Below are 16020 nucleotides of genomic sequence, written 5' to 3' on the forward strand. Positions count from 1 at the left end.
TCCTAGCCCGGATACGGCGGAAATCTGCCCACCAGTTCGCGTACCTCTTCTCGTACGTTCGATGCCTCGCGGACCGCTTCGACCAGCAGGGCGGCGATCCGCACCAGGTCGGGGCCGGTCATGCCCTGGGTCGTGACGGCGGCGGTGCCCAGGCGCAGGCCGCGGGCCTCGCCGTGGGGCAGGGCGCAGGCGTCGAGGACGATCCCGGCGGCCGCGAGCCTGCCGCGGGCGGTGTGCGCCTCCACTCCCAGGGGTGCGGGATCGGCGAGGATCAGATGCGTGTCGGTGCCGCCGGTGGTGATCGCGAACCCGCCGGCGGCGAGGGCGTCCGCCAGCGTGCGGGCGTTGGCGACGACCTGATGGGCGTAGGCCGTGAAGGCCGGGGTCAGCGCCTCCCCGAACGCGACGGCCTTGGCGGCGATCGTGTGCATCTGGGCGCCGCCCTGCGTGAACGGGAAGACGGCCCGGTCGATCCGTTCCGCGAGGTCCGCCCCGCAGAGCAGGAGGCCGCCCCTGGGGCCGCGCAGGACCTTGTGGGTGGTGGCGCAGACGACGTCGGCGTGCGGCACCGGGTTCGGCGCCGCTCCCCCGGCCACCAGGCCCATGGGGTGCGCCGCGTCGGCGATGAGATACGCCCCCACGTCGTCGGCGATCTCACGGAAGGCCGCGTAGTCGATGTGCCGGGGATAGGAGATCGAACCGCAGACGATCGCCTTGGGGCGGTGGGTGCGGGCGAGGGCGTGCACCTGGTCGTAGTCGAGGAGGCCGCTCTCGGTGTCGACGCCGTAGCCGACGAAGTCGAACCAGCGGCCGGAGAAGTTCGCGGGCGAGCCGTGCGTGAGGTGGCCGCCGTACGGCAGCCCCATCGCGAGGACCGTGTCACCGGGCCGCAGCAGCGCGGCGTACGCGGCGAGGACGGCGGAGGACCCGGAGTGCGGCTGCACATTGGCGTGTTCGGCGCCGAAGAGGGCCTTGGCCCGGTCGACGGCGATGCGCTCGGCGACGTCGACCAGCTCGCAGCCGCCGTGGTGGCGCGCGCCCGGGTAGCCCTCGGCGTACTTGTTGGCGAGGGGGGAGCCGAGGGCGGTGAGGACGGCGGGCGAGGTGAAGTTTTCGGCGGCGACCAGCTGGAGCACGTCGGCCTGCCGGGCGGCCTCGGCCATGAGGACCTCGGCCAGCTCGGGGTCCTGTCGGCGCAGCGCGTCGAGATCCGTGTACGACGCCTCGTGGGCGGTGGGTGCGGTGCTGACCGTGCTGAGCGGCATCGTGGGCTCCGGGGCCTGGCGGGGGTGACCTCAGATCCAATGTAGGCCGCCGCCCGCGTACGGGCACGCCGGTCGGCTACATGTGTGCGGGCACCCCGGTCAGCGCCGTCACCACGGGGTCAAGCGCCTGGTTGATCTCGTCGCCCACCGAACGGAAGAACGGCAGGGGCGCGCCGTACGGGTCGTACACCTCGTCGGCCTCGACGCTCGGCGCGAGGAGCCAGCCGCGCAGTGCGGCGGCGGCCCGCACCAGGGCACGGGCGCGCTCCACCACGCCGTTGCCGTCCGGCTCCGGCAGGGTCGTCGGGTCTATGGCCCGCACGAGCCGTGTGAACTCCTTGAGCGTGAAGGTGCGCAGGCCCGCCGAGTGGCCCATGGAGATGACCTGCGCCCGGTGGTCGCGGGTGGCGGTCAGGACCAGGTCGGCGCGGATGACGTGGTCGTCGAGCAGCTCGCGCCCCATGAAGCCGGTGGCGTCCGCCCCGAAGTCCGCGAGGACCGTCTCGGCGTTGGTCTCCATGGGGGCGCCCTCGTGGCCCCAGGTGCCCGCGCTCTCCACGGTCAGACCGCCGAAGAGGGGGTCGCCGAGGCGGTCGGCCAGGGCGTGCCGGGTCAGCCGCTCGGTGATCGGCGAGCGGCATACATTGCCGGTGCTGACGTGGAGGATGCGGAAGGTGCCCGCAGAGCCCGGGAAGCCCGCTATGCCACGCCCCGTCTCAGGGGCTGTCAATTCGCCACCTCGAGGTCGGGTACCACCTTGCGCAGCTCGTCCGCGTCAAGGGCGCCGGCGCGGAGCAGGACCGGCACCTTGCCCGTGACGTCGACGATGGACGACGGGACGATCCCGGGGGTCGGGCCGCCGTCCAGGTACACGGAGACGGAGTCGCCGAGCATGTCCTGGGCGGCGTCGCAGTCCTCGGGGGCGGGGTGCCCGGTGAGGTTGGCGGAGGAGACGGCCATGGGGCCGACCTCGGTGAGCAGTTCGATGGCGACGGGGTGCAGCGGCATGCGGATGGCGACCGTGCCGCGGGTGTCGCCGAGGTCCCACTGGAGGGACGGCTGCTGCTTGGCGACCAGGGTCAGGGCGCCGGGCCAGAAGGCGTCGACGAGTTCCCAGGCCATCTCGGAGAAGTCGGTGACCAGGCCGTGCAGGGTGTTCGGGGAGCCGATGAGGACGGGGGTGGGCATGTTGCGGCCCCGGCCCTTGGCGTCGAGCAGGTCGGCGCACGCCTCCGGGCTGAAGGCGTCGGCACCGATGCCGTAGACGGTGTCGGTGGGCAGCACCACCAGCTCGCCGCGGCGGACGGCGGACGCGGCCTCGCGCAGACCGGTCGAGCGGTCGGTCGCGTCGTTGGTGTCGTATCGCCGTGCCATTAGCGGGCCTCCTCGTACACGTACTGCTGCCTTGAAGTGGTCTTGGTTGTCACGGCATCGCCCTGCGGGCGGTCGCGAAGCGCGGCCTGTTGTTGAGGTCGGGGTGGTCGGCCGCGTCGGCCCAGCCGCGTGCCTCGGTGAAGATCCACGGGACCTGGCCGCCCTGGGTGTCGGCGTGCTCGATGACGACGACGCCGCCGGGGCGCAGCAGGCGGTGGGCGGTGCGCTCGATGCCGCGGATCAGGTCGAGGCCGTCCTCGCCGGAGAACAGGGCGAGGTCGGGGTCGTAGTCGCGGGCTTCCGGAGCGACGTACTCCCATTCGGTGAGGGGGATGTACGGCGGGTTGGAGACCACGAGGTCGACCTGGCCGTCCAGCTCCGGGAGCGCGTCGCGGGCGTCGCCCTGGGAGAGCTGGACCCTGGACCCCTCGACGTTCTTACGCGTCCACTTCAGGGCGTCCTCGGACAGCTCCACGGCGTGCACGCGCGAGCGCGGGACCTCCTGGGCCAGGGCGAGCGCGATGGCGCCGGAGCCGGTGCACAGATCGACGATGAGCGGCTCGACGACGTCCATCGCGCGGACCGCGTCTATGGCCCAGCCGACGACCGACTCGGTCTCCGGGCGCGGCACGAAGACGCCGGGGCCGACCTGGAGCTCCAGGTAGCGGAAGTAGGCGCGCCCGGTGATGTGCTGGAGCGGCTCGCGGGCCTCACGGCGCGCGATCGTCTCCCAATAGCGGGCGTCGAAGTCGGCGTCCTTGACGGAGTGCAGCTCGCCCCGCTTCACGCCGTGCACGAAGGCGGCGAGTTCCTCCGCGTCGTTGCGCGGCGAGGGTACGCCGGCGTCGGCCAGCCGCTGGGTGGCCTGGGCCACTTCCGCGAGCAGCAGGTTCACGCTGGTCCTCCGAGGGGCGTCGTACGAGGGATGGGGGCGTCGTCGGGCTCTCAGGCTGCCGCGAGCTTGGCCGCGGAGTCCGCGTCGACGCAGGCCTGGATGACCGCGTCGAGTTCGCCGTCGAGCACCTGGTCCAAGTTGTACGCCTTGAAGCCGACGCGGTGGTCCGAGATCCGGTTTTCCGGGTAGTTGTACGTCCGGATCTTCTCGGAGCGGTCCACGGTGCGGACCTGGCTGCGGCGCGCGTCGGCGGCCTTGCTCTCCGCCTCCTCCTGCGCCGCGGCGAGCAGCCTGGAGCGCAGGATACGCATCGCCTGCTCCTTGTTCTGGAGCTGGCTCTTCTCGTTCTGGCAGGAGGCGACGACGCCGGTGGGGACGTGGGTGATGCGCACCGCCGAGTCGGTGGTGTTGACGGACTGGCCGCCCGGCCCGGAGGAGCGGTAGACGTCGATCCGCAGGTCGTTCGCGTGGATCTCGACGTCGATCTCCTCGGCCTCGGGCGTCACCAGGACACCGGCGGCGGAGGTGTGGATGCGCCCCTGGGACTCGGTGGAGGGCACGCGCTGCACGCGGTGCACGCCGCCCTCGTACTTCAGGCGCGCCCAGACGCCCTTGCCGGGCTCGGTGGCACCCTGGCCGCCCTTGGTCTTCACGGCGACCTGGACGTCCTTGTAGCCGCCCAGCTCTGACTCGGTGGCGTCGATGATCTCGGTCTTCCAGCCGACGCGCTCCGCGTACCGCAGGTACATGCGCAGCAGGTCGCCGGCGAAGAGGGCGGACTCGTCGCCGCCCGCGCCCGCCTTGACCTCAAGGATGACGTCCTTGTCGTCGTTGGGGTCCCGGGGCACGAGCAGCAGCCGCAGCCTCTCGGTGATCTCCTCGCGCCGGCGCTCCAGGTCCTTGACCTCGGCGGCGAACTCCGGGTCGTCGGCGCCCAGCTCGCGGGCGGTCTCGATGTCGTCCCCGGTCTGCTTCCAGGCGCGGTACGTCGTGACGATCGGGGTCAGCTCGGCGTAGCGCTTGTTGAGCTTGCGCGCGTTGGCCTGGTCGGCGTGGACCGACGGGTCGGCGAGCTGCTTCTCGAGATCGGCGTGTTCGCCGATCAGTTCCTCGACCGCCTCGAACATCGGGGGCTCCTGGTTTTCTGCGCGTGGGTTCTACGCCAACGCGAGGGTTCTACGCGAATTGGCTGCGGGACGGCAAAAGCGCCGGTCCCGGCCACCCCCTCCCGAGGGCGGCCGATGACCGGCGCAGTGGCTCGCTACTTGTTGGCGCCGGCAGCCTTGCCGAAGCGGGCCTCGAAGCGGGCCACACGGCCACCGGTGTCGAGGATCTTCTGCTTGCCCGTGTAGAACGGGTGGCACTCGGAGCAGACCTCGGCGCGGACGGTGCCGCTGGAGATCGTGCTGCGGGTGGTGAACGACGCGCCACAGGTGCAGCTGACCTGCGTCTCGACGTACTCGGGGTGGATGTCGCGCTTCAAGGTGTCTCCTAGTTTCGGGAGGGCGCCGGGTCGTACGCGCGGATTGCTCGTACGTGAACCGGGGCCGACGTACCAGTCTGCCAGGACCGGCCGTATCTCCCAAAACCGGGGGAGGCCGGGATCTATTCCTGGGGCGGTGTTCCTGGGCGGTGACGCGCCTAGCCGCTGGTCACCACGGAGCCGGCGGCGCCCTTGTCGCCCGCCGATTTCTCGGTGGCGGACCTGGGGATGGCCTTGTCGGCCTTGAGCGCGTCCCAGACCTGCTGGTCGGCCTCTTCGAGGGGCAGGACGCGGTTGGGGTCGGCGGGGTCGTACTGGATGGGCATCGTGACCATCTTCATGTCGTCCGCGCCGATGCCCTTGAGGCCGTTCGCGAAGCTCGTGAGGCTCTTGACGTCGTTCAGGTCGGTGTCCGTGGTGATGGCGCTGGTCGCGTCGTCTGCCAGGTCGAAGAGCTTCTTCGGGCTGCTGAAGAGCCCGACGTCCTTGACCTGGTCGAGGAGGGCCTTGATGAAGGCCTGCTGGAGCTGGATGCGGCCCAGGTCGCTGCCGTCGCCGACGCCGTGGCGGGTGCGGACCAGGCCGAGCGCCTGCTCGCCGTCGAGGGTGTGCGTGCCCGCGTCCAGGTCGAGGTGGCTGTCCTTGTCGTGGATGGCCTTCTTGGTGGTGATGTCGACGCCGCCGAGGGTGTCGATGAGCTTCTTGAAGCCGGTGAAGTCCACCTCGACGTAGTGGTCCATCCTGATCCCGGACATCTTCTCGACGGTCTTGACGGCGCAGGCGGGGCCCCCGACCTCGTACGCCGTGTTGAACATCTGCCGCTGCCCGCCGGGCTCGGTCTTCCCGTCCTCGGTCTTGCAGTCGGGCCGGGATATCAGGGTGTCGCGGGGTATGGAGACGACGCTGGCCTTCTTGTGGCCCTCGTAGACGTGCACGATCATCGCGGTGTCCGAGCGGGCGGCGCCCTCGTCCTTGCCGTACTTGGCGTTGTCGCCGGAGCGGGAGTCGGAGCCGAGGACGAGGATGTCCTGGGAGCCGTTGTCGATGTCCGCGGGCCGGTCGGTGCCGAGCGCGTTGTTGATGTCGACGCCCTTGAGGTTGCCGTTGAGCTTGAAGAACACGAAGCCGAGGCCGGTTCCGCCGAGAACGACCACACCCGCCGCGGTCCAGGCCGTGACGGCGAGTGCCTTCTTGCGCCTGCTGCGCGGCTTGCGGCGGCGGCCGCGCCTGCCGCGCTTCGGCGCGTCGGCGGGCCTTCTCTCGTCAGTCATGCGCCCCTCAGTCCTCGTCGGTCGGTTACCCCCTGCTTTCAGGGTCAGGCGTGGCTTTCCGTCACTTGTCAGACGTGAAAGCCGAAAGAAGGGTTGCATGGCACCCTGTGCGCGCCCCGGGTTCCGACCACTACGCACAGTGCGCTCTGCCCCGTACTTTCCGCCTCTCACCTGCGCTTTCATTCGGAGAGGCGCTACCCCCAGTGACCGTGAGAATCTCTTAGCCGTGTGGCCAAGGTCTCGGCAAACGGAAGGGGCCGGTCCCGTCGTATGACGGGACCGGCCCCTTCCGGTCATCTTGCCTCAGGCGCCCGCGCCGGATCAGTCGTTGCCGTTGCCCGGCGCCGGGGTCGTCTTCTGGATCTGCAGCAGGAACTCGGCGTTCGACTTCGTCTGCTTCATCTTGTCCAGGAGCAGCTCGATCGCCTGCTGCTGGTCGAGCGCGTGCAGCACACGGCGCAGCTTCCAGGTGATGGCCAGCTCGTCGCTGCCGAGCAGGATCTCTTCCTTGCGGGTACCGGACGCGTCGACGTCCACCGCCGGGAAGATGCGCTTGTCGGCGAGCTTCCGGTCGAGCTTCAGCTCGGCGTTGCCGGTGCCCTTGAACTCCTCGAAGATGACCTCGTCCATGCGGGACCCGGTGTCCACCAGCGCGGTCGCGAGGATGGTCAGCGAGCCGCCGTCCTCGATGTTGCGCGCGGCACCGAAGAAGCGCTTGGGCGGGTACAGCGCCGTCGAGTCGACACCACCGGACAGGATGCGGCCGGAGGCCGGGGCTGCGAGGTTGTACGCACGGCCCAGACGCGTGATCGAGTCGAGCAGCACGACGACGTCGTGGCCCAGCTCCACCAGCCGCTTGGCGCGCTCGATGGCCAGCTCGGCGACCGTGGTGTGGTCCTCGGCCGGACGGTCGAAGGTCGAGGAGATGACCTCGCCCTTCACCGACCGCTGCATGTCGGTGACCTCTTCCGGACGCTCGTCGACCAGGACGACCATCAGGTGGCACTCGGGGTTGTTGACCGTGATCGCGTTGGCGATCGCCTGCATGATCATGGTCTTGCCGGTCTTCGGCGGGGCCACGATCAGACCACGCTGCCCCTTACCGATGGGCGCGACGAGGTCGATGATGCGGGTGGTCAGCACGCCCGGGTCGGTCTCCAGGCGGAGCCGGTCCTGCGGGTAAAGGGGCGTCAGCTTGCTGAACTCCGGCCGCCCGCGGCCGGATTCGGCCGCCATGCCGTTCGCCGAGTCGAGGCGCACGAGCGCGTTGAACTTCTCGCGGCGCTCGCCGTCCTTGGGCTGGCGGACCGCGCCGGTGACGTGGTCGCCCTTGCGCAGGCCGTTCTTGCGGACCTGGGCCAGCGAGACGTACACGTCGTTGGGGCCCGGGAGGTAGCCCGACGTACGGATGAAGGCGTAGTTGTCGAGGATGTCCAGGATGCCCGCGACGGGGATCAGGACGTCGTCCTCGGAGACCTGCGGCTCGTTGCCGAAGCCCTGCTCGTCGCGGCCACGACGGCCACGGCGGTCGCGGTAGCGCCCGCGGCGGCCGCGGCGGCCACCCTCGAAGTCGTCGTCGTCCTGCGGACCGTTGTCACGCTGACGGTCCTGACGGTCCGGGCGGTCCTGACGGTCCGGGCGGTCCTGGCGGCCGCCGCCCTGCTGCTGGCGGTCCTGCCGCTCCTGGCGGTCCTGACGGCCCCCGCCCTGCTGGTCGTCGCCCTTGTTGCCGCGGCGGTCACGGTCGCGGTCACGGCCGCGGCCCTGGCGGTCACGGCGGTCACGACGGCCGTCGGCGTTGTCGCCGGAGGCGTCGCCGCCCTTGGCCTCGGACGCGTCGCCCTTGGCCTCGGCCTTCGGCTCGCTCTTCGCCTCGGCGGTGACGGTCTCCGGGCTGCCCGCGTCGGCGGTGGCCCGGCGCCGGCGGCGCTCACCGGCGGGCTGGTCGTCTCCCCCACGCTCGGTCTCGCTCGTGCGGGCGGGGCCCCCGGCCGGCTGGCCGGGGATCTCGATCTGCTGCTGGGCGACGGCCTTCTCGGCCTTGCCCGTCTCGGCCTTGTCCGCCTTGCTCGCCTTGACGGCGCTCTCGGCGGCTTCCTCGCCCGTACGGGCCTTCGAGGTGGCCCGGCGCTTCGGCTTGGTCTCGGTGGCGTCGCCGGCGGGTGCGGCGCTCTTCGCCGGGGCGCCGCCCCCTGCCTGCGCCTCCTTGATGACCTCGATCAGCTGGCTCTTGCGCATGCGCCCGGTTCCCTTGATCCCAAGGCCCGAGGCGACCTGCTGCAGTTCCGCCAGCACCATGCCCTCGAGGCCGGTGCCGCGGCGCCGCCGGGACCCGGCCGAAGCACCGGTGGCAGGCGCCGCGGAGGCGTCCGTGGCGGGCGTGTCGGCAGTCACGCCCATCAGATCGGTGGTGTCGCTCACGAAGGGTCCTTCCCTGGAGCGGACGTCGGCCTGTCTGGCTCGGCGACCGGTTGTGCTGTCCGGCGGTCCTATGCGTATGGACCGTGCCGGGGCGGTGGTCCGCCAACGAGGCGGAAGAATTCATTGGTGATGGCGAGTCCCGACGCGGTGCCACTGATGTGCGGTGTCACTCGGCTCGGTCACGCCGGTTCCGGAGCGTGCTCAGGACCGCTCAGTGCGGGGCACGAAGCAGTTTGGGAGGCTCCCGGAAGAATGGTTGTCCCGGACGGGGACACAAAGCACCTCGCCATGGTGAGGTCGGGTGCAGACTTGAGATTAACACTACCGGATCCAACAAACATTCCCCCTCTCGGAATCGGGACACCCCGAATTCCCTGCGTTCACTGCGTTCCCTGCGTCAGGGCGCGAGCGGCAGCACGCTCGTTCCCGCGGCGTCGAGCGCCAGGCGGTTGGCCGCCCAGCCCTCTCCCGCCAGGCGTGCGACCTTGTCGGCCGCACTGTCTTCGGCCAGCGCGAGGACCGTGGGGCCCGCGCCGGAGATCATCGCGGGCACACCGTCGGCGCGCAGCCGCTCCACCAGGGCGGCGCTCTCCGGCATGGCCGGGGCGCGGTACTCCTGGTGCAGACGGTCCTCGGTGGCGGGGAGCAGCAGCTCGGGGCGCCTGGTCAGGGCCTCGACGAGCAGGGCCGCCCGGCCCGCGTTGGCGGCCGCGTCGACGTGCGGGACGGTGCGCGGAAGCAGGCCGCGCGCCGTCTCGGTGAGGACGGGCTTCCCGGGGACGAAAACCACCGGAACGATGGAATCGGCGGGCTCCATCCTGATCGCGCGCGCCGCTCCGGAGTCCATCCAGGAGAGCGTGAAACCGCCCAGCAGACAGGCGGCGACGTTGTCGGGATGGCCCTCGATCTCGGTGGCGAGTTCGAGCAGCGCCGCGTCGTCGAGCTTGGCCTCACCACCTATGGTCACGGCGCGTGCGGCGACGATGCCCGCGCAGATGGCGGCGGACGAGGAGCCGAGCCCGCGCCCGTGCGGGATGCGGTTGGCGCAGACGATCTCAAGACCGCGCGGCTGTCCGCCGAGCAGGTCGAAGGCGGTGCGCAGGGAACGTACGAGCAGATGCGACTCGTCGCGCGAAAGGGTGCTGCTGCCCTCCCCCGCGATGTCGATGTGCAGGCCGGAGTCGGCCACCCGGACGACGATGTCGTCGTACAGACCCAGCGCCAGGCCCAGGGCATCGAAGCCCGGACCGAGGTTGGCGCTGGTCGCGGGGGTGCGCACCCGGACGGCGGCGGCGCGGAACGCTGGACCGGCCATCGCTCGATGACTCTCCTTGAGCTGCGTGTTTGTGAGGCTGCGTAGTTTCGTACGTGCCACATGTACGGAACACCCGAAGGCCGCGGACGACGGCGGCACCGCGGCATATGCGGCGGGGCGGGTTCGGTACAGCCTATCGAAGGAAGGTTCTGTGGCGACATAGGGCGCACAGGAGGCGCACGATGCGTGTCGTAAGCCCCCTGTGCACCCCCTGTGCGGAGTTGCGGGTTTTTCCCTGGCTGTGGCGGTTACGCCAGGCCGAGGCGCTCGGCCGCGGTGGCCGCGTCGACCGGGACCGTGACCGGCTGCGGGGCGCCCGCGACGGCCCAGTCCGGGTCCTTGAGGCCGTTGCCCGTGACGGTGCAGACGATCTTCTGTCCCTTGTCGACCAGGCCCTGCTCGGCGGCCTTCAGCAGACCGGCGACCGAGGCGGCCGACGCGGGCTCCACGAAGACACCCTCCTGGGACGCCAACAGCTTGTAGGCGCGCAGGATCTCACGGTCCGTCACCTCGTCGATGAGGCCGCCCGACTCGTCGCGCGCGTCGAGCGCGTACTGCCAGGACGCGGGGTTGCCGATGCGAATCGCGGTGGCGATCGTCGAGGGGTCCTTGACGATCTCGCCGCGCACGATGGGCGCCGAACCGGAGGCCTGGAAGCCCCACATCCGGGGGGTGCGCGTCGACACCGAGTCGCCGGCGTACTCCTTGTAGCCCTTCCAGTACGCCGTGATGTTGCCGGCGTTGCCGACGGGAAGGACGTGGATGTCGGGGGCGTCGCCGAGGGCGTCCACGATCTCGAACGAGGCGGTCTTCTGGCCCTCGATGCGGTACGGGTTGACCGAATTGACCAGCGCCACCGGGTAGTTCTCGGAGAGGCCGCGCGCGAGGTTCAGACAGTCGTCGAAGTTGCCGTCGACCTGAAGGATCTTCGAGCCGTAGACGAGCGCCTGGCCCATCTTGCCGAGCGCGATCTTGCCCTGCGGCACGAGGACCGCGCAGACCATTCCCGCGCGTACGGCGTAGGCGGCGGCGGACGCCGACGTGTTGCCGGTGGAGGCGCAGATGACGGCCTTCGCGCCCTCCTCCTTGGCCTTGGTGATCGCCATGGTCATGCCGCGGTCCTTGAAGGACCCGGTGGGGTTCGCACCCTCGACCTTGAGGTGGACCTCGCAGCCCGTGCGCTCCGAGAGCACCTGCGCGGGCACGAGCGGCGTACCGCCCTCGCCAAGCGTCACGACCGGCGTGGTGTCCGAGACCGGGAGACGTTCCCGGTACTCCTCGATGATTCCGCGCCACTGGTGGCTCATTGCTGCTTACTCCCCTTCAACCCGCATGATGCTGGCGACACCACGCACGGTGTCGAGTCGGCGCAGCGCGTCGACGGTGCCGGTGAGGGCGGCGTCGGGCGCGCGATGGGTGACGACGACGAGGGATGCCTCGCCGTCCTTGCCCGTCTGACGGACCGTATCGATCGATACGCCGTGCTCGGCGAAGACCGTCGCGACCTGGGCGAGCACGCCCGGCTTGTCGGCCACGTCGAGGCTGATGTGGTAGCGCGTGACAACCTCGCCCATGGAGCCCACGGGCAGTTGGGTGTACGCGGAGTCGCCGGGTCCGGTGGACTCGGCGAGCTTGTTGCGGCAGACGGCCACGAGGTCGCCGAGGACGGCGGACGCGGTGGGCGAGCCACCCGCGCCGGGCCCGTAGAACATGAGCTGACCGGCGGCCTCCGCTTCCACGAAGACGGCGTTGTACGCCTCACGGACCGACGCCAGCGGGTGGCTGAGCGGAATCATCGCGGGATGGACGCGCGCGGTCACCGACCCACCGTCAGCGGCCCGCTCGCAGATGGCGAGGAGCTTGATGGTGCAGCCCATGCGTTTCGCGGACGCGAAGTCCGAGGCGGTCACCTCGGTCATGCCCTCGCGGTACACGTCGTCGAGGCGCACGCGCGTGTGGAAGGCGATACCGGCGAGGATGGCGGCCTTGGCGGCGGCATCGAAGCCCTCGACATCGGCGGTCGGGTCCGCTTCCGCGTACCCGAGGGCGGTGGCCTCGTCGAGGGCTTCCTGATAGCCGGCACCGGTGGTGTCCATGGCATCGAGGATGAAGTTCGTGGTCCCGTTCACGATGCCGAGAACGCGATTGACCTTGTCTCCCGCCATGGACTCGCGCAGCGGCCGGATGAGCGGAATGGCACCGGCGACGGCGGCCTCGTAGTACAGGTCGCGCCCGTGCTCGACGGCGGCGGCATGCAGGGCGGCGCCGTCCTGCGCGATGAGCGCCTTGTTGGCGGAGACGACGGAGGCGCCGTGCTCCAACGCGGTGGTGATGAGGGCGCGGGCGGGCTCGATCCCCCCGATGACCTCGACGACGACGTCGATGTCCCCCCGCTTGACCAGCGCGGTCGCGTCGGTCGTGACGAGGGCGGGGTCGATCCCCTCCCGCACCTTGGAGGGGCGGCGGACGGCGACCCCGGCGAGCTCCACCGGGGCGCCGATCCTGGCTGTGAGGTCATCGGCGTGCGTCGTCATGATGCGCGCCACCTCTGAGCCGACAACCCCACAGCCCAGCAGCGCCACCTTCAGCGGACGCGTACGCATCATCGACCTCACTTCTCATACATCTACGGTGGGACCAGTCTCACCCACCGGAACGGAGTTTCCGTCCATTGTCCGGATCCTGAGACATCTATTTCATTATCCGATTGTTCGTTTGGTTCGTCACCCGTGCCGGTGCCGGTGCCGGTGCCGGTGCCGATGCCGGTGCCGGTGCTGGTTCATCATCCGACATCGAGACGCAGGAGGTCTTCCTCCGTCTCACGCCGGACGATCACCCGCGCCGCACCGCCGTCCACGGCGACGACGGGCGGGCGAAGAGCGTGGTTGTAGTTGCTCGCCATCGAACGGCAGTACGCGCCGGTCGCGGGCACGGCGATCAGATCGCCGGGCGCGAGGTCCGCGGGCAGGAAGGCATCGCGTACGACGATGTCACCACTCTCGCAGTGCTTGCCGACGACGCGCACCAGCATGGGCTCGGCGTCGGAGGAGCGGGAGACCAGGGCGACGGTGTACTCGGCGTCGTAGAGCGCGGTACGGATGTTGTCCGACATGCCGCCGTCCACGGAGACGTACGTACGCAGCCCTTCGAGGGGCTTGATGGTGCCGACCTCGTACAGCGTGAAGGCGGTCGGACCGACGATGGCACGCCCCGGCTCGACGGAGATGCGGGGGGTACGGAGGTTCGCGGCCGCACATTCGCGGGTGACGATCTCGCTCAGGGCCTTGGCGATCTCGTGCGGCTCGCGCGGGTCGTCGTCCGAGGTGTACGCGATGCCGAGGCCGCCGCCGAGGTCGATCTCGGGGAGTTCGACGCCGTGCTCGTCACGCACCTCGGCGAGCAGCTGGACGACGCGCCGGGCGGAGACCTCGAACCCGGCCATGTCGAAGATCTGCGACCCGATGTGCGAGTGGATGCCGATGAGCTCGATCCCGTCGAGCTTGAGGGCGCGCCGGACGGCTTCGGCGGCCTGCCCGCCCGCGAGGGCGATGCCGAACTTCTGGTCCTCGTGGGCGGTGGCGATGAACTCGTGGGTGTGCGCCTCGACGCCCACGGTCACGCGGATCTGCACGCGCTGGCGCTTGCCGAGCCGCTCGGCGATGTGCGAGACGCGCACGATCTCCTGGAAGGAGTCGAGGACGATCCGCCCGACGCCGACGGCGACGGCCCGCTCGATCTCATCCGGGGTCTTGTTGTTCCCATGGAAGGCGATGCGCTCGGCGGGCATGCCGGCGGCGAGCGCGGTGGCCAGCTCACCGCCGCTGCACACGTCGAGATTCAGCCCCTCCTCGTGCAGCCACCGCACGACGGCCCGGGACAGGAACGCCTTGCCGGCGTAGAAGACGTCGGCGCCGGTGCCGAAGGCGTCGCGCCAGGCGCGGCAGCGGGCGCGGAAGTCGGCCTCGTCGACGAAGTACGCCGGGGTGCCGAACTCCTCGGCGAGCCGCGTCACTTCGATGCCGCCCACGCTGACGACGCCCTCGGGGGCGCGGGCGACGGTGCGGGACCAGACCTTGGGGTCCAGGGCGTTGAGGTCGGTGGGCGGCGCGCTGTAGTGGCCCTCGGGCAGGACGTCGGCGTGGCGGGGCCCGGCGGGGTGTGCGGAACGGCTCATGGCTCGGTGCTCTCGTCTCTCACGGGTGACACCCGTCGCTCGTCTCTCACGTCTCTCACGGGTGTCACAGGTATTCGGGTGCGCTGATGCCGAGCAGGGACAGGCCACCGGCGAGCACCGTCCCGGCGGCTTCGGCGAGCGCGAGCCGGGCGCGGTGGGCGGCCGAGGGTTTCTCGTCACCGAGCGGCAGAACGGTGTGCTGATACGCGAGCAGGGCGTCAGCGGTGCCGACGAGGTGCCGGGCGAGCCGGTCGGGGGCACGGTGGCGGGCGGCGGCGGCGAGGACGGGGGGGTGGGCGGCTATGTGGTCGAGCAGGGGGTGGTCTGGGGGGGTGGGGGCGTCGGGGGCGGCGGAGCGGCTGCCAGGGGCGGGGCCGCCGAGGTCGCCGGGGGTGACGGGGCTGCCGGGCGCGGCGGAGCGGTCACTGAGGGCGGGGCCACCGGGGTCGCCGGGGGCGGCGGGGCGGCTGCTGCGGGCGGGGTCGCCGGGGGCGGGGTCGCCGGGGGCGGCGGAGCGGCCTCTGCGGGCAGAGCTGGAGCGGTCGCCCGAGGCGGCGGGGCTGCCGAGGTCGCCTTGGGCGGCGTGGGCGGCGTGGCGGCCACTGGGGGCGAGGTCGCGGTCGCCCGGGGCGAGGTCGCCGAGGTCGCCGGGGGCGGCCTCGAAGCCGAGTTCGGCGGCGTTGCGGGTGAGGGCCCGGGAGCGGGCGTGGGCGTACTGGACCCGGAAGAGGGGGTTGGTCTCGCGCTGGACGAGGTGCGGGTCGCTACCGCCCTGCGCGGGGCCGGCGCCAGGGGCGATACGGGGATGGTCGTGGGCGGCGGGGTGGAGCAGGGCCCAGCGGGCGGCGTCGCGGCCGAGACGGAGGGGGTCCGAGCCGGCGGGGGCCGGGACGGGGCGCAGGGTGGGAAGCGGCTCCGGGGGCGTTCCGTACCCGTCGACCCTCACCCCGAGGATGTCGACCCATTCCCTCTCGGGGGCCGCGTCGGAGGTGACCCGGACGAGGATCCCCTGGGAGCGCAGGATGCGACGGACGCTGTCGGCGAGGACGACGGCGCGGAGGTCATGGGGGGTGTGGAGCTGGGCGAGCTCCCCGGTGTCGGGGAGGTGCCCGTAGCGGACGCCGCGCGAGCGGACCTCACGTACGAGGGCCACGGAGGGCGCCTCGGCGAGGGTGATGTTGAGGAAGCCGGCCCCGGTGATGTCGACGCCGGCGATGCCGGGCTCGGCGGCGAGCCGCGGGGACAGCACCTCGGCGACCTGCCGGGGCGTCCGCCCGGCGGCGCGGGCGACCTGGAGGGCCACGTTGGTGGCGTAGTCCCCGCATCCCCCGGGCCGGGGCCGCTCCACCCCCGCCTTCTCAGGCACGGAGACCAGGCTGAGCTCACCCGCGTCTACGGCATGACGCATGGCACGCAGCACGGTGCGGGAGAGCTCGACGGGGGTCACGGGACAAGCGTAGGGGAGGTGGGGGGTGGGTCGGCGACTTGGTTTCCGGATGGTCTTGGGATGTGGACGGGGGGCCTTGGGGGCTGGGGCCGGGGTCGCGGGGCGGGGGCCCGGGGCGGGGTCGCTGGGCGGGGTCCCGGGGCGGGGTCGCTGGGCGGGGTCCCGGGGCGGGGTCCCGGGGACGGGGCCGGAGGCCGAGGCGGGACTGGGCGCCTGGGAGCCGGCGGCGGGCTCGGCCCGTGGGTGTGACTGGCTTGGCTGGGCTGGCTGAACTGGCTGAGCTGGCTGGCCTGGCTGGCCTGGTTCAGTCGCCGGGGCGCGCGGCGGGCTCGGCCTGTGGCAGGGGCCGGTCCGGCTCGTCCGGTTCAGCCGCCG

13 protein-coding genes are annotated in these 16020 nt (G+C 71.4%); all 13 read right to left on the minus strand.

Annotation, left to right across the window (positions count from 1 at the left end):
* Positions 1-2 precede the first annotated feature (2 nt).
* Positions 3-1265, minus strand: coding sequence for a serine hydroxymethyltransferase (locus ACWDZ7_RS05090; RefSeq protein ID WP_451794935.1), 1263 nt, complete (start codon positions 1263-1265; stop codon positions 3-5).
* Positions 1266-1341: 76 nt separating this feature from the next.
* The gene (locus ACWDZ7_RS05095) at positions 1342-1995 is read right to left on the minus strand and encodes an arsenate reductase/protein-tyrosine-phosphatase family protein (protein ID WP_451794936.1); all 654 of its coding nucleotides are present in this window, start codon (positions 1993-1995) and stop codon (positions 1342-1344) included.
* Positions 1992-2639, minus strand: coding sequence for an L-threonylcarbamoyladenylate synthase (locus ACWDZ7_RS05100; protein ID WP_125515115.1), 648 nt, complete (start codon positions 2637-2639; stop codon positions 1992-1994). Before ACWDZ7_RS05100 ends, ACWDZ7_RS05095 begins: the two co-directional genes overlap by 4 nt.
* Positions 2640-2688: 49 nt before the next feature.
* Entirely contained in the window at positions 2689-3534 is an 846-nt protein-coding gene (gene prmC / locus ACWDZ7_RS05105) for a peptide chain release factor N(5)-glutamine methyltransferase (protein ID WP_451794938.1), read from the minus strand.
* 50 nt (positions 3535-3584) lie between these two features.
* The gene (gene prfA, locus ACWDZ7_RS05110; RefSeq protein WP_451794939.1) at positions 3585-4661 is read right to left on the minus strand and encodes a peptide chain release factor 1; all 1077 of its coding nucleotides are present in this window, start codon (positions 4659-4661) and stop codon (positions 3585-3587) included.
* A 134-nt stretch (positions 4662-4795) separates the two neighbouring features.
* On the minus strand, positions 4796-5017 hold the full coding sequence (gene rpmE / locus ACWDZ7_RS05115) for a 50S ribosomal protein L31 (protein WP_098244794.1): 222 nt from the start codon (positions 5015-5017) through the stop codon (positions 4796-4798).
* Positions 5018-5175: 158 nt separating this feature from the next.
* Entirely contained in the window at positions 5176-6288 is a 1113-nt protein-coding gene (locus ACWDZ7_RS05120) for an LCP family protein (RefSeq protein WP_451794941.1), read from the minus strand.
* A gap of 321 nt (positions 6289-6609) precedes the next feature.
* A complete protein-coding gene (gene rho / locus ACWDZ7_RS05125) occupies positions 6610-8709 on the minus strand; it encodes a transcription termination factor Rho (protein WP_451794943.1) in 2100 nt (699 codons plus the stop codon).
* 397 nt (positions 8710-9106) lie between these two features.
* A complete protein-coding gene (thrB, locus tag ACWDZ7_RS05130) occupies positions 9107-10024 on the minus strand; it encodes a homoserine kinase (RefSeq protein ID WP_451794945.1) in 918 nt (305 codons plus the stop codon).
* A 248-nt stretch (positions 10025-10272) separates the two neighbouring features.
* Positions 10273-11331, minus strand: a complete 1059-nt coding sequence (thrC, locus tag ACWDZ7_RS05135) for a threonine synthase (RefSeq protein WP_451794947.1) — start codon at positions 11329-11331, stop codon at positions 10273-10275.
* 6 nt (positions 11332-11337) lie between these two features.
* A complete protein-coding gene (locus tag ACWDZ7_RS05140; protein WP_451795361.1) occupies positions 11338-12627 on the minus strand; it encodes a homoserine dehydrogenase in 1290 nt (429 codons plus the stop codon).
* Positions 12628-12806: 179 nt separating this feature from the next.
* A complete protein-coding gene (lysA, locus tag ACWDZ7_RS05145) occupies positions 12807-14198 on the minus strand; it encodes a diaminopimelate decarboxylase (protein WP_451794948.1) in 1392 nt (463 codons plus the stop codon).
* A gap of 64 nt (positions 14199-14262) precedes the next feature.
* Positions 14263-15645 carry an ArgS-related anticodon-binding protein NrtL gene (nrtL, locus tag ACWDZ7_RS05150; RefSeq protein WP_451794950.1) on the minus strand — a complete coding sequence of 461 codons (1383 nt, stop codon included), beginning with the start codon at positions 15643-15645 and terminating at the stop codon, positions 14263-14265.
* Between the last annotated feature and the right edge of the window lie 375 nt (positions 15646-16020).

It is taken from the genome of Streptomyces sp. NPDC003032 (assembly GCF_053591415.1).